11 protein-coding genes are annotated in these 14,172 nt (G+C 63.7%); 8 read left to right on the top strand and 3 right to left on the bottom strand.

Going from position 1 to position 14,172, the window contains the following annotated elements; translation table 11 throughout:
* Positions 1 to 5: 5 nt before the first annotated feature.
* Together argJ and XH88_RS30425 are read right to left on the bottom strand one after the other, a co-directional pair.
* Positions 6 to 1,247 carry a bifunctional glutamate N-acetyltransferase/amino-acid acetyltransferase ArgJ gene (argJ, locus tag XH88_RS30420; protein ID WP_271671909.1) on the bottom strand — a complete coding sequence of 414 codons (1,242 nt, stop codon included), beginning with the start codon at positions 1,245 to 1,247 and terminating at the stop codon, positions 6 to 8.
* A gap of 104 nt (positions 1,248 to 1,351) precedes the next feature.
* Positions 1,352 to 2,287, bottom strand: coding sequence for a peptidylprolyl isomerase (locus tag XH88_RS30425; protein WP_271671910.1), 936 nt, complete (start codon positions 2,285 to 2,287; stop codon positions 1,352 to 1,354).
* 351 nt (positions 2,288 to 2,638) lie between these two features.
* Here XH88_RS30425 and secA point away from each other — a divergent pair, with 351 nt between their 5' ends.
* Positions 2,639 to 5,479, top strand: coding sequence for a preprotein translocase subunit SecA (secA, locus tag XH88_RS30430; RefSeq protein WP_271671911.1), 2,841 nt, complete (start codon positions 2,639 to 2,641; stop codon positions 5,477 to 5,479).
* Between the two features lie 237 nt (positions 5,480 to 5,716).
* On the opposite strand, the gene XH88_RS30435 is transcribed toward secA, so the two are convergent.
* Positions 5,717 to 6,151 carry a MarR family winged helix-turn-helix transcriptional regulator gene (locus XH88_RS30435; RefSeq protein ID WP_271671912.1) on the bottom strand — a complete coding sequence of 145 codons (435 nt, stop codon included), beginning with the start codon at positions 6,149 to 6,151 and terminating at the stop codon, positions 5,717 to 5,719.
* A gap of 179 nt (positions 6,152 to 6,330) precedes the next feature.
* Between XH88_RS30435 and XH88_RS30440 the strand changes: the two genes are divergently transcribed.
* The 7 genes from XH88_RS30440 to XH88_RS30470 all read left to right on the top strand — a co-directional run bounded on the left by XH88_RS30440 (position 6,331) and on the right by XH88_RS30470 (position 13,979).
* Positions 6,331 to 7,515, top strand: a complete 1,185-nt coding sequence (locus tag XH88_RS30440; RefSeq protein ID WP_271671913.1) for a substrate-binding domain-containing protein — start codon at positions 6,331 to 6,333, stop codon at positions 7,513 to 7,515.
* Positions 7,516 to 7,702: 187 nt separating this feature from the next.
* The gene (locus XH88_RS30445; protein WP_271671914.1) at positions 7,703 to 9,217 is read left to right on the top strand and encodes an amidase; all 1,515 of its coding nucleotides are present in this window, start codon (positions 7,703 to 7,705) and stop codon (positions 9,215 to 9,217) included.
* Between the two features lie 92 nt (positions 9,218 to 9,309).
* On the top strand, positions 9,310 to 10,167 hold the full coding sequence (locus XH88_RS30450; protein ID WP_271671915.1) for a branched-chain amino acid ABC transporter permease: 858 nt from the start codon (positions 9,310 to 9,312) through the stop codon (positions 10,165 to 10,167).
* 4 nt (positions 10,168 to 10,171) lie between these two features.
* The gene (locus tag XH88_RS30455; RefSeq protein WP_271671916.1) at positions 10,172 to 11,386 is read left to right on the top strand and encodes a substrate-binding protein; all 1,215 of its coding nucleotides are present in this window, start codon (positions 10,172 to 10,174) and stop codon (positions 11,384 to 11,386) included.
* Between the two features lie 89 nt (positions 11,387 to 11,475).
* Positions 11,476 to 12,570, top strand: a complete 1,095-nt coding sequence (locus XH88_RS30460; protein ID WP_271671917.1) for a branched-chain amino acid ABC transporter permease — start codon at positions 11,476 to 11,478, stop codon at positions 12,568 to 12,570.
* A complete protein-coding gene (locus XH88_RS30465; RefSeq protein ID WP_271671918.1) occupies positions 12,557 to 13,291 on the top strand; it encodes an ABC transporter ATP-binding protein in 735 nt (244 codons plus the stop codon). Before XH88_RS30460 ends, XH88_RS30465 begins: the two co-directional genes overlap by 14 nt.
* Complete coding sequence (locus tag XH88_RS30470; protein ID WP_271671919.1) at positions 13,284 to 13,979, top strand: branched-chain amino acid ABC transporter ATP-binding protein; 696 nt, start codon at positions 13,284 to 13,286, stop codon at positions 13,977 to 13,979. Before XH88_RS30465 ends, XH88_RS30470 begins: the two co-directional genes overlap by 8 nt.
* The last annotated feature ends 193 nt before the right edge of the window (positions 13,980 to 14,172 follow it).

A 14,172-nucleotide genomic window follows, 5' to 3' on the forward strand; every position in this document is an offset into this window, starting at 1 on the left:
GATCGCTAGGACCGGTAGTCCCCGTTAATCGCGACATATTCCTTGGTGAGGTCGCAGGTCAGCACGCGGTCGCGGCCCTTGCCGAGGCCGAGCGAGACCAGAATCGCGATCTCCGGGGCCTTCATCGCTTCCGACACCTGCGCCTCGTCATAGGATGGATCGCGCGCGCCGCTCTTGGCGACGCGGATGCCGTTGAACGAGATCGACAGCTTGTCGCGATCGGCCGGCTCGCCGGCCTTGCCGACCGCCATCACCACGCGGCCCCAATTGGCGTCTTCGCCGGCGATCGCGGTCTTCACCAGCGGCGAGTTGGCGATCGACATCGCGATCTTGCGCGCCGAGGCCTTGGTCTTGGCGCCCTCGACGGTGATCTCGACCAGCTTGCGCGCGCCTTCGCCGTCGCGGGCGACCTGTTCCGAGAGATTGGCGAGGATCTGGTTGAAGGCTTTCACGAAGGCCTTCAGGCGCGGATCGCTCGCGCGGCTGATCTTGGGTGCGCCGTGCTCGGCGGCGGCGCCGGTGGCGAAGGCCAGCAGCGTGTCCGAGGTCGAGGTGTCGCCGTCGATCGTGACCGCGTTGAACGTGTCCTCGACGCCGGCCTTGAGCAGCGCCTGGAGCGCGGCGGGCGCGATCGGCGCGTCGGTGAAGATGAAGGACAGCATCGTCGCCATGTCGGGCGCGATCATGCCCGCGCCCTTGGCCATGCCGTTGATGGTGACCTTGGCCTTGCCGAGCTTCACGGTCGCGGTCGCGACCTTCGGGAAGGTGTCCGTGGTCATGATCGCCTTGGCGGCGGCGAGGTATTCGCCTGCTTCCGCTGATACGGCGAGGCGTCCCAGCACGCCGTCGAACTTGGTCGCGTCCAGCGGCTCGCCGATCACGCCGGTCGAGGCCAGGAAAATCTCGCTCTCGCTGCACCCGACCGCCTTGGCCGCGATCTTCGCGGTCAGGGCCGTGGAGGCGCGGCCGGTCTTGCCGGTGAAGGCATTGGCGTTGCCGGAATTGACGACCAGCGCGCGGGCTTTGCCGCCCTTCAGCTTGGCGCGGCACCATTCGACCGGCGCGGACGGGCACTTCGACTTGGTGAAGACGCCGGCCACCGCGGTGCCCTTGTCCATGATGGCCAGCAGCACGTCGGTACGGTTCTTGTAGCGGATGCCGGCCTCGGCCGTCGCAAGACGGACGCCCGCGATCACGGGCATATCGGGGACGTTCTTCGGGGCGAGGGGAGAGACGGAGGAGGACATCGCGAGGCGCCTTCGTGGGAACTGGATAAGCAGATGCCCGGCACGGGGGCCGGGCATCACGAAGGCTTAGATACTCTTGGCGTCAGCGAAGTGACAGCAAATTCTTACTTCTTGGCGGGAGGCGCCATCTTGCCGTCGGCAGGCTTGACATCGGCAGGCTTGGTCGCGTCGGCCGGCTTGGCATCCTTGGACGCATCAGCCTGATCCATCCGTTCGACCTTGGCATCCGCGCGGAGCTTGGCGACGTAGTCGGCCTGGGCCTTGCGGGTGACGTACTGCTCGATCTGGGGCTTGACCTGCTCGAAGTCCGGCGCCTTGCGGTTGCGCTTTTCCTCGACCTTGATGATGTGCCAGCCGAACTGCGACTTCACGGGGTCGGAGATCTTGCCCGGCTCCAGCGCGAACGCGACCGCCGAGAATTCCGGCACCATCTGTTCCTTGGTGAAGAAGCCGAGGTCGCCGCCGTCGGCGGAACCCGGATCCTTGGACTTCTTCTTGGCGAGCTCGGCGAAATCGGCGCCCTTGTCGAGCTCGGCCTTCACCGCCTTGGCCTCGTCCTCGGTCTCGACCAGGATGTGGCGGGCGCGCACTTCCTGCTCGCCGGTGATCTGCTTGGAGGCCTCCTCATAGACCTTCTTCATGGTATCGGGGGTCGTGGCGGCCTTGCCTTCGTTGGCGAGCAGGCTGTCCATCAGCAGGCGGTTGCGAGCGAACGCCATCCGCTTCTTGAACTCGTCGCTGTCGGCGACCTTCTTGTCCTCGGCGGCCTTGGCCACGATCTTCATGTCGATCAGGAACGACAGGACGTTCTCGTCCTTGGTCGCCGGATCCATCTGGGCGAGGCTCGGTCCGAGCTCCTCCTCGGCCATGGTGACGTCGCTCTTCTTGATTTCAGCGCCATTGACCTTGGCCAGAACGGGATCGTCGGCCGCCCGGAGCGGGCCCGCGAACGCCAAACACAGCGCCAGGGCCAGGGAGCCAGCCAGGGCGGACGCATGGCGAAAACGCTGGCCGGTAGTTACCGGGAACGAGGTGGTCATGGAAAATCCTTATGTTGAAGCAGGGGCTGCTTGAGCGGGGCGGACACTCGCCCAATTCAGGGGGGCTTGGCAACGCGAAAAGTCTGTCAAAATGATGAATTAGCCGCAATGCGGCCGCCGTTGACAAGGCCCTGACCGGGCCATATCTCTGCCCGGTCGCGACCATGGCGATGGCGTTTATTTTGCTGCGTTTTTGGCCGGTGAACCCAGACTAGCCCAATTCCCACCCATATGGCGGATGACCCCGCAGTCCGGGCTCTGGCGTCAGAAGGCGTCACGGTGAGTTGATAGGCTGGCGGGTGACAACTTCGTAGGCCCAACGCGGTTGAATCGCGAACACAGGAACTAGGCATGATCGGCGCGCTCGCCCGCAAGTTTTTCGGCTCCGCCAACGACCGGCGGGTGAAGGGATATCAGTCCCGCATCAACGCGATCAACGCGCTGGAGCCCGAGTTCGCCAAACTTTCCGACGAGGCGCTCAAGGCCCGCACCGCCGAGTTCAAGAAGCAGCTTGCCGAAGGCAAGACGCTGGACGACCTCCTGGTGCCCGCCTTCGCCACGGTGCGCGAGGCGGCCAAGCGCACGCTCGGCCAGCGTCATTTCGACGTCCAGCTGATCGGCGGCATGGTGCTTCATGAGGGTGACATCGCCGAGATGAAGACCGGCGAAGGCAAGACGCTGGTCGCAACGCTTGCAGTCTACCTCAACGCACTTGCGGGCAAAGGCGTCCACGTCGTCACCGTCAACGATTACCTCGCCCGCCGCGACTCCGGCTGGATGGGGCAGATCTACGGCTTCCTCGGCATGACCACGGGCGTGATCGTCCATGGCCTCGACGATGCCGAGCGCAAGGCAGCCTATGCCTGCGACATCACCTACGGCACCAACAACGAATACGGCTTCGACTATCTGCGCGACAATATGAAGTACCGGCTCGAGGACATGGTCCAGCGGCCGCACTTCTTCGCCATCGTCGACGAAGTCGACTCCATCCTGATCGACGAAGCGCGCACGCCGCTGATCATCTCCGGCCCGCTCGACGATCGCTCGGATTTCTACAACACCATCGACAGCTTCCTGCCCAAGCTCGACAAGAGCGATTACGAGGTCGACGAGAAGCAGCGCACCGTGACGCTGACCGAAGGCGGCATGGAGAAGATCGAGACGCTGCTGCGCGACGCCGGCCAGCTCAAGGGCGAGTCGCTTTACGACGTCGAGAACGTCTCCGTCGTCCACCACATCAACCAGGCGCTGCGCGCCCACACGCTGTTCACCCGCGACAAGGACTACATCGTCCGCGACGACGAGGTCGTCATCATCGACGAGTTCACCGGGCGCATGATGCCGGGCCGGCGTTATTCGGAAGGCCTGCACCAGGCGCTGGAGGCCAAGGAGCACGTCCAGGTTCAACCCGAGAACCAGACGCTGGCCTCGATCACCTTCCAGAACTATTTCCGCATGTACGAGAAGCTCGCGGGCATGACCGGCACGGCCGCGACCGAAGCCGACGAGCTGTTCGACATCTACAAGCTCGAGGTCGTGGAGATCCCGACCAACCTGGCGATCGCGCGCCTCGACGAGGACGACGAGGTCTACCGGACGCAAAAGGAAAAATACCAGGCGATCCTCGCCGAGATCGAGCGCGCGAACGCACGGCTCCAGCCGGTGCTGGTCGGTACCGCCTCGATCGAGAAGTCGGAAGTGCTGGCCGAGTTCCTGAAGCAGAACGGCTACAAGCAGATCGACTTCGGCAAGGAGAACGCGCTCGACAAGCTCTATGCCGCCGCGCGGGCCGGCAAGCCGGCAAAGCTGTTCGCGGTGCTGAATGCGCGCTTCCACGAGCAGGAAGCCTACATCGTCGCCGAAGCCGGCGTGCCGGGCGCGATCACGATCGCGACCAACATGGCCGGCCGCGGTACCGACATCAAGCTCGGCGGATCGCTCGAGATGCGCATCCAGCAGGAAACTGTGGGCATCGAGGACGAGGCCGAGAAGGCATCGAGGATCGAGCAGATCAAGGCCGACATCGCCCATTTCCGTGACATCGTGCTGAAGGCGGAAGAAACCGTCGAGGTCGAGCCGGCCAAGGGTAGCAAGCCCGCCAAGACCGTGAAGAAGCCGGGCGGCCTCTACATCATCGGCTCTGAGCGGCATGAATCCCGCCGCATCGACAACCAGCTCCGCGGCCGTTCCGGCCGTCAGGGTGACCCTGGCCGCTCAAAGTTCTTCCTGTCGCTGGAAGACGATCTGATGCGCATCTTCGGCTCGGATCGCCTCGACAGCATGCTGCAGCGTCTCGGCCTGCAGGAGGGCGAGGCGATCATCCATCCCTGGATCAACAAGGCGCTCGAGAAGGCGCAGCAGAAGGTCGAGGCCCGCAACTTCGACATCCGCAAAAATCTGCTCAAGTTCGACAACGTCCAGAACGACCAGCGCAAGGTGATCTTCGACCAGCGCGTCGACCTGATGAAGGACGAGAGCGTCGCCGAGACCGTCGCCGACATGCGCCACGCTTTCATCGAGGATCTCGTCGCCAAACACGTGCCCGAGCATGCCTATGCCGAGCAGTGGGACGTCGCCGGCCTGAAGGACGAGCTGAAGCGCGTGCTCGATCTCGACCTGCCGGTCGACGACTGGGCCAAGGAAGAGGGCATCGCCGACGAGGAGCTGCTCAACCGCATCGAGAACCGTGCCGATGAGCACATGGCGGCCAAGGTCGGGCAATGGGGTCCCGACGTGATGCGTTACGTCGAGAAGACCATTCTCTTGCAGACGCTCGACCATCTCTGGCGCGAGCATCTGATCATGCTCGATCATCTGCGCCAGGTCATCGGCCTGCGTGGCTACGGCCAGCGCGATCCGCTGCAGGAGTACAAGACCGAAGCCTTCAACCTCTTCCAGGAGATGAGCGCGCACTTGCGCGAGGCCGTCACCGCGCAGCTGATGCGGGTCGAGATCGTCCCGCCGGAGCAGGAAGCGCCCGTGCTGCCGCAGATGGAAGCGCACAAGTTCGATCCGAACACAGGCGAAGATGAAATGGCCGTCGCCAACGTCTCGCTGGCCCCGCAGCACACCGACGCCGCGTTGCGTGACCCGAAGAACCCGGCCAGCTGGGGCAAGGTCGGCCGCAACGAGGATTGCCCCTGCGGCTCCGGCAAGAAGTTCAAGCACTGCCACGGACGGTATGCGTAAGGCCTGAATGTGAGGCGCGGTGCTCGCGCCTCATTCAACGCCGTCGTCGCCCGGCTTGACCGGGCGACCTAGTGCGCCGCGGCGCCTCGGTTCAATCACATTGGTCTCTGGAATACTGGATCGGCCGATTAAATCGGGCGATGACGGTTGTGCCTATGGCGGGCAGCTTCCTCCACATCGTCGTCCTGGATCTGCGCTTCGCTTGTCCAGGGCGGCGAGGAGATTGAATCGTCGCCCTCAATTGGAGCTGTCGATCAAGCTCTCCAGCAGCCGCTTCAGTTCGCTCGTCGACTTGTCCCCGTAGCTTTCCAAAATGTGCTCTTCCTGGTCGACTGCGAGCGAGTTGAGCTTCTTGCACAGCACCTTGCCGCGGTCGGAGATGAACATCAGCACCTTGCGGCGATCGTTGGGATCCTGCACGCGATAGACCAGTGCGTCGGAGACCATGCGATCGATCATCTTGGTCAGCGTCGGATGGTTGAGCAGCACCGCGTCCGCAAGATCGCCCATCGAATGGCCGTCGCCGTCCGACAGCACCTTCAGGATGCGCCACTGCTCGACAGGAACTCCCTCCTTGCTCAAGCGCAGTTCCAACTGCCGGTTGATCTCCCGGTTGGCTTGCGCGAGCAGATAAGCGAGATGTTCGGTGATGGGAGCGTTCGATTTTGCCACGGCTAAGACTTCGTCTTGACCCAAATGAGTGAATGTCTTGCAATCAATGCTGCATCTATATGCACTTCAATTGTTGAATATTCAATATTTTCAAAATAGGATCATTGCCCAACAAAAGGGCGGATGCCGCGGCCGCCTGCTCAATGTGCTTTCAGGTCTGGTGCCAGACAGGAGTTGGCGTGCGCGCGACGGTGAACTTCCCGGCTCACGGCGGTCCGGCGTTACCGCCGTCCCTGCTGTTCAGGAATCTGTCGTCATCGGCGAATGACGGCGGCTTGTTGCCGAGTGATCACGCCTTTTTCAAACGCCGTGGCGCCAACAAGCTGCGCGTCGGCGGCTTCATCTGCTGCACCGGCTCGCCTGGGATCTGGGGACCCTGCGCCACCAACAGCGCGCAGCTCGCGGTCGCCGAGATCAACAAGCGCGGCGGTATCCTCGGCCGCGAGATCGAACTGTCCATCTACGACGCCGGCGGACCGCTCGACGAGGTCCTGAACCGCGCCGAGCAGGCGATCGCGTCTGACGAGCTCGATCTGATCCTCGGCCTGCACACCAGCGCGGTCCGCGTCGGCTTGCGCGACGTCACCACGCGCCACCGCATCCCCTATATCTACACACCGGTCTATGAAGGCGGCGAGCGCACGCCGGGGGTGATGGCGATCGGCGAAACACCGCGCTGGCAGAGCCGGCCGTCGATCCACTGGCTGGCCGACGTCAAGAAGGCGCAGCGCTGGTATCTGATCGGCAGCGACTACGTCTGGCCCTGGCAGTCGCACCGGGCCGTGAAGAATTACATCAGGGAAACCGGTGGCTACGTCGTCGGGGAGGAGTTCGTGCCCCTCGGCGAGGACAATCACGAGCCGCATCTGGCGCGCATCCGCGCCGCGCGGCCTGACGTGGTGCTGATCTCGCTGATCGGCACCGACAGCAGCACCTTCAATCGCGCTTTCGGCGAATGCGGCCTGGGTGCCACCACGCTGCGGCTTGCCGGCGCCATGGACGACACCGTTCTGCTCGGCATCGGCGCCGACAACAGCGAGAACATGTTCTGCGCGTCCGGCTATTTCACCGGCACCGGCACGCGCGCCAATGACGACTTCCAGAGCCGCTATCGCGCGATGTTCGGCCCGAACGCGCCGCCGATCGGCTCGGTTGGACAGTCCGCTTACGAAGGCCTGCGTTTCCTCGAAGCGGTCGCCAACAAGACCGGCTCATTGGCGACACGGCCGATGCTCGCAGCCGGCCGCAACATCGTCTACAGCGGCGCCCGCGGAGTGGTCACCATTCGCGATGGGCGCGCGCGGATGCCGATGCATCTCGCCGCGGCCGATGGCCTCGACTTCAGGCTAATCAAGCCGATCTGACGCGAGGCTGATCAAGCCGATCTGACGCGCGCAGCGGTCCGCGCTGGCGCCATTGCAAAATAATACTTGAAAAGGAAAATATTTCCGTTTTGAATGTATCGGTGGGGCCGGCGGCATGCGCGTCGCGCTTGAGCGGCCCCGCCCAACGTTTTCAAGGAACCGCGTCAAGAAACTTCAGGAGAGCGCCGTGACAGTTGTCCTTCCCACGCCAGCCCAGCTTCGCAGCGTCGCCGAGCAGTGCGGCCTTTCGCTGACCGACGACGACGTCGCCTCGTTCCGCGGCCTGATGCAGGGCTCGATCGAGGCCTACAATCTCGTGGCCACGATGCCGGACGAGGTGCCGGAGGTGAAATATCCGCGCACGCCGGGCCATCGGCCGTCGCCGGAGGCGAACCCGCGCAACGCCTGGTACCGCAAGTCCACGGTGAAGGGCGCCGCCAACGGCAAGCTCAAGGGCAAGACCGTCGCGCTCAAGGACAACATCATGCTGGCCGGCGTGCCCATGACCAACGGCTCGTCGACGCTGGAAGGCTATGTGCCCGATTTCGACGCCACCATCGTCACGCGTATGCTGGACGCCGGCGCCGAGATCGTCGGCAAAACCCATTGCGAGCACTTCTGCCTGTCCGGCGGCAGCCACACCGGTTCCTATGGGCCGGTACACAATCCGCACAAGATGGGCTACTCGGCCGGCGGCTCCTCCTCAGGCTCGGGCGTCGTGGTCGCGCTCGGCGAGGTCGACATGGCGATCGGCGGCGACCAGGGCGGCTCGATCCGCATGCCGTCATCGTTCTGCGGCATCTATGGCATGAAGCCGACCTGGGGCCTCGTGCCCTATACCGGCATCATGCCGATCGAGATCTACGTCGATCATACCGGCCCGATGACGGCGACGGTCGCCGACAACGCGCTGCTGCTCGAAGTGCTCGCCGGCGATGACGGCTACGATCCGCGCATCAAGGCCCCGAAGGTCGAGGAATACACCAAGGCGCTCGGCCAGGGCGTCAAGGGCATGAAGATCGGCATCCTCAAGGAAGGCTTTGAGCAGGCGGGCGCAGAGGCTGCGGTGAACGAAAGCGTGCGCGAAGCGGCGAAGCGGTTCAAGGATCTCGGCGCCAGCGTCGAGACGGTGTCGGTCCCGATGCATCTCCTGGGCGGCGCGATCTGGACCCCGATCGGCACCGAAGGCCTGACCCAGACCATGATGTTCGGCGACGGTTACGGCCTTTCCCGCGGCGATCTCTATTCGACCTCGCTGATGGATTTTCACCGCGGCTGGCGCCGGCAGGCCGATTCGCTGTCCGAGACCACGAAATTGTTCATGATGCTCGGCACCTACATCAATAACAATTTCGGTCCGCGCTTCTACGGCAAGGCGCTGAACATCTCGCGGCGGCTCACCGCCGCCTACGACAAGGCGTTCGGGGATTACGACCTGCTCTTGCTGCCGACGACGCCGATGAAGGCGACGAAGCTGCCGGAGCCGACCGCCAGCCGCGAGGAGTATGTCGCACGCGCGCTCGAGATGATCTCCAACACTGCGCCGTTCGACATCACCCATCATCCCGCGATGTCGCTGCCCTGCGGCATGGTCGATGGCTTGCCGGTCGGACTGATGCTGGTCGGTCGCATGTTCGAGGAATCCACCATCTACCGCGCCGCGCATGCGTTCGAGCAGATCGGCGACTGGAAGAAGATGTGAGCCGGTGAAGGCGGGCTGGGCTGCAGAGCGTTTTCGAGCGAAGTGGATACCGGTTCGCGTCAAGAAAATGCGTCGAGACAAGAATCCAACGTATGGCTAACGCATTCGTCGCAGCGTTCGAGATCCTGAGTTTTGGCGCGATCATCGTCCTGATCGTGCTGGGGCTCGGGATCATCGCCAGCATGATGGGCATCTTCAACTTCGCGCAGGGCGAGTTCGTCCTGCTCGGGGCCTATATCACCTATCTCGCCTACGCCAAGGGCCTACCGATCTGGACCGGCATGGTCGCCGCACCCTTCCTGGTCGGTGCGCTCGGCTTCGTGCTGGAGGCGCTGATCATCAGGCGCTTCTACGCCGCGCCGATCGTGGCCATGCTCGGCACCTACGCGCTCGGCCTGATCATCCGCGAATCGGTGCGCGGACTGATCGGCGGCTTCTATCTCACCGTGCCCGAGCCGATCGGCGGCTCGATCGATATCGGCACCATGCACATCTCGGCGTGGCGCTTCACCATCATCGTCGTCACGCTGCTGGTGATGGCGGGTTGCTATCTCCTGCTCTCCCGTACGAGCTTTGGCCTCCGCATGCGCGCCACGCTGGAAAATCCGTCGCTGGCGCGGGCCTCAGGCATCTCCACGCCACTGATGTACGGCGCCACCTTTGCGTTCGGCTCCGCGCTCGCCGGCCTTGCCGGCGCGCTGATCGTGCCGGTGTTCAGCCTCTATGCCGATCTCGGCATCCGCTTCCTGATCCAGGGCTTTGTCGCGGTCATGGTCGGTGGCGTCGGCTCCTTCATCGGTCCCGTCGCCGGCGCCGGCGTGATCGGCACGCTCAGCGCCGCGCTGCCCTGGGTGATGGCACCCGTGGTCGCCGATGTGCTCGTTTTCGTTCTTGCCATTGCCTTCATCAAATTCCGGCCGCAGGGCCTCATCGCTGGAAAAGGGGTTTAGTCATATGTTCGATCGTCAGCTCTCGCGCCGCCGCTTCCTGTCCAATTTCGCGTTCGCGTCCGGCGCGGTCGCGACCGGGGTCGGCAGCTGGGTGATCCCTGCGCCCTGGGCCAACGCCGCCGAAGGCCCGATCAAGGTCGGCATCGCGACCGACCTCACCGGCCCGATCGCCTATGCCGGCAATGCCGACGCCAATGTCGCCAAGATGGTGATCAAGGAGATCAACGCGTCAGGCGGCCTGCTCGGCCGTCCGCTCGAGCTCTACATCGAGGACACCGCCTCGAACGAATCGGTCGCGGTCGGCAACGTGCGCAAGCTGATCCAGCGCGACAAGGTCGACATGGTGTTAGGGGGCATCACCTCGTCGATGCGCAATGCGATCAAGGACCCGATCGTGACGCGCGGCAAGACGCTCTACATCTATCCGCAGCTGTATGAAGGCAAGGAGTGCACGCCTTATCTGTTCTGCACCGGGCCGACGCCGGCGCAGCAATGCGACGAGTTCATCCCCTGGCTGATCAAGAACGGCGGCAAGAAGTTCGCGCTGCCCAGCGCCAACTATGTCTGGCCGCATACGCTCAATGTCTATGCCCGCAAAGTAATCGAAGCCAATGGCGGCGAGGTGGTGTTCGAGGAATACTATCCGCTCGACCAGATCGACTTTTCCGCGACCGTCAACCGCATCATCTCCAACAAGATCGACGTCGTCTTCAACACCGTCATCCCTCCCGGTGTCGGTCCGTTCTTCAAGCAGCTTTATGAAGCGGGCTTCCTCAAGAATGGCGGGCGTCTCGCCTGTGTCTACTATGACGAGAACACCCTCAACATCAATCAGGCGAATGAAATCGAGGGCCTTGCCAGCTGCCTCGACTATTTCAAGGTCCTCGCCAAGGAGAACCCGTTCGACGCAAAAATCCAGGCGGCCTACGAGAAGGATTTTCCGGGCAACTTCCTGTTCGCCGCTGGCAGTGCCGCGACCGGCACCTATCGCGGCCTCAAGCTGTGGGAAGCCGCCGTCAAGGAAGCCGGCAAGATCGATCGCGAATCGGTCGCCGCCGCGCTCGACCATGCCAAGATCGCCGAAGGCCCCGGGGGACCTGCCGAGATGGTGCCAGGCAAACGGCACTGCAAGATGAAGATGTACACCGCCGTCGCCAAGGGTGGGAATTACGAGATCGTCGCGCGCAGCGAAGGTCTGGTCGATCCCAAGGAATGTTGAGGCGGCCGTTCTTCACCTCTCCCCGCCGGGGAGAGGTGAAATTCCAGCTGGTACCAGGTGAACCCAATTCAGGGATGTTTTAACTTGAAATGCCGAAGTCGATGGGTGCAGTGAAACAGGTGATCCCCGCCGAGATCGACGGGGAGACCGACCTCGCAATGGATAGCCACGGAACGGCAGGGAAGGCCGCATCGGTGCGAAAAGTCCTGCCGATGGTGGAGGGCGTGGTGCTGGTCGCCGCGCTGGTCGCGCCGCTGGCGCTGCAGGACTACCTCACGGTGTTCGCAACGCGCGTGATCATTCTCGCGCTGTTCGCGCTGTCGTTCGACCTGGTCTGGGGCTATGCCGGCATCATGAGCTTTGGTCAGGCCCTGTTCTTTGGCTCGGCCGGCTATGGCGTCGCGCTGCTCGCCCGGGACTTCGATATCACCAACGTCTTTCTGGTGCTGCCCGCGGGCACGCTGATCGGCCTGATCTTCGCGCTGCTGCTCGGCGGCTTCCTGCTGCTGGGCCGGCATCCCTCCAGCGTGATCTTCGTCTCGCTGGGCACGTTGACCGGCTCGTACGCTGCCGACCGGCTCGCGCGCGGCTGGTACTATCTCGGCGGCCAGAACGGCATTCCGTCGATCGCGCCGATGACATCAGGTGGTTATGAATTTTCGGAAGGGCCGGCGTTCTACTATCTCGTGCTTGGCATCCTCGTCGTTGTCTACCTGCTCTGCCGCTTCCTGGTGCGTTCGCAGTTCGGCCTCGCCCTCGCCGGCCTGCGTGAGAACGAGCAACGCATCGCCTTTTTCGGCTACAAGGCGCAGCATCTGAAAGCGATCATCTTCGCGATCGGCGGCGCTATCGCAGGTCTCGCCGGCAGCCTCTATGCCTTCCACGAAGGGTTTGTCTGGCCAAACATGGTCGGCGTGGTGGTCTCGACCCAGGTGGTGCTCTACGTGCTGTTCGGCGGCTCCGGCACCCTGATCGGTGCCGTCATCGGCACCGTCATCGTCGAGGGCGTCAGCTTCTGGCTCTCGGATAATTATCGCGACGTCTGGCCGATCATTTTGGGCCTGTTGCTGCTGCTGGTGATCCTGTTCCGGCCGCTCGGTCTGATCAGTTTTGTGCTGGGCGAGCGCGAGCGGGTCGGCAGCTTTGGTGCCAGCATCAAGGGGAAGCAAAATGGCGCTCCTTGAGGCCGCAGGCGTCTCGAAGATCTTCGGCAAGCTCACCGCGCTTGATGAAGCCGCGCTCACCGTCGGCGAAAACGAGTTTCACGGCCTGATCGGCCCGAACGGTTCCGGCAAGAGCACGCTGATGAAGTGCATCGCCGGCGCCGAAGTCCCTACGCAAGGCAAGGTAAGCTTCGTCAACACCGACATCACCGCCTTCACGCCGACCGAGCGGGCGCGCGCCGGCATGAGCCTGAAATTCCAGATCACCTCGGTGCTGCCGTCGCTGACGCTGTACGACAACATCCTGCTCGCACTGCAGGCGCAGTCCTCGCTGTTCGATCTCGTGTTCTCGCGCACGCGCGCCGCGCTGCACGATCAGGTCATGACCATGCTGACGCAATTCCGGCTCGCCGACCGCGCTTTCGAAGCGGCAGCCGCGCTCTCGCACGGCCAGCAGCAATGGCTGGAGATCGCGATGGCGCTCGCGGGCAAGCCGAAACTGCTGCTGCTCGACGAGCCGACCGGCGGCATGAGCCTGGAGGAGCGCCGCGTCACCGGCGAACTGCTGCAGCCGATCAAGAAGCACTGCTCGCTCGTCATCGTCGAGCACGACCTCGATTTCATCCGCGACATCTGTGACCGGTTGACCGTGCTCGACCAGGGCAAGGTGCTGGCCTCTGGCACCGTGTCCGAGATCCAGTCCAATCCGTCCGTCCAGGAGATCTATTTGCGCCGTGCCTGAATTCCTGGACATCAAGCATCTCGACGCCGGCTATGGCCGCAGCCAGGTCCTGTTCGACGTCACCCTCGGCATTCCCTGGCGCGGCGGCGTTGCCGTGCTCGGGCGCAATGGCGCCGGCAAGACCACGCTGATGAAGACCATCGTCGGTGAACTGCCGGCGTGGAAGGGCGAGGTCGGCTTCGACGGCCGCGACATCAGCCGCCGCCGGCCCGAGGAGCGTGTCCGCGCGGGCATCGGCTACGTGCCGCAGGAGCACTCGGTGTTCGCGCGCCTGTCGGTGCGCGACAATCTCGCGGTCGGCTCGCTCTTCAGCAAGGATGCCAATGCGGTCGACCGTGTGCTCAGCATCTTCCCGAAGCTCGGCCAGCGCCTCGACCAGCCCGCCGGCACGCTGTCCGGCGGCGAGCGCAAGATGCTCGCCATCGGCCGTGCCATGTTGGGGGATCCAAAACTGCTGCTGCTCGACGAGCCGACCGAAGGCGTCTGGATCGGCGTGATCGAGGAGATCACCGAGCGCCTGATCGAGCTCGCGAAGAGCATTGCCGTCATCATCGTCGAGCAACACCTGGACCTGGCGCTCCGCGTTGCCGACTACGCCTATGTGCTGGATCGCGGCCGCGTCGCGCTGCAGGGCGCGGCGAGCGAGGTGAAGGGCAATCCCGAGCTGATGCGGTACCTGGCGCCGTAGGGGGTGGCCGCGTCTTCCCGATTCGATTGTCAAACAGCCATGACATCGCGATCCCGCGACGCTGTGCGCCCGGATTTTGTTCCGCTTTCGCGCCCTTCGAATCGGAAGGGCGCAGGGAAGGCCGGGTACCGGCTGGTACCCGCGAGCCCCTGTGCATGATGCGTGAGGTAGACGCTCACAGGGGAAACACAGG

The sequence above is a fragment of the Bradyrhizobium sp. CCBAU 51627 genome (assembly GCF_028128765.1).
Classification (GTDB): Bacteria; Pseudomonadota; Alphaproteobacteria; order Rhizobiales; family Xanthobacteraceae; genus Bradyrhizobium.

Excerpts from the sequence above, each read along its gene's own strand:
- argJ (WP_271671909.1), bottom strand. The coding sequence starts at position 1,247 with ATGTCCTCCTCCGTCTCTCCCCTCGCCCCGAAGAACGTCCCCGATATG.
- XH88_RS30425 (WP_271671910.1), bottom strand. The coding sequence starts at position 2,287 with ATGACCACCTCGTTCCCGGTAACTACCGGCCAGCGTTTTCGCCATGCG.
- secA (WP_271671911.1), top strand. The coding sequence starts at position 2,639 with ATGATCGGCGCGCTCGCCCGCAAGTTTTTCGGCTCCGCCAACGACCGG.
- XH88_RS30450 (WP_271671915.1), top strand. The coding sequence starts at position 9,310 with ATGGCTAACGCATTCGTCGCAGCGTTCGAGATCCTGAGTTTTGGCGCG.
- XH88_RS30455 (WP_271671916.1), top strand. The coding sequence starts at position 10,172 with ATGTTCGATCGTCAGCTCTCGCGCCGCCGCTTCCTGTCCAATTTCGCG.
- XH88_RS30460 (WP_271671917.1), top strand. The coding sequence starts at position 11,476 with ATGCCGAAGTCGATGGGTGCAGTGAAACAGGTGATCCCCGCCGAGATC.
- XH88_RS30465 (WP_271671918.1), top strand. The coding sequence starts at position 12,557 with ATGGCGCTCCTTGAGGCCGCAGGCGTCTCGAAGATCTTCGGCAAGCTC.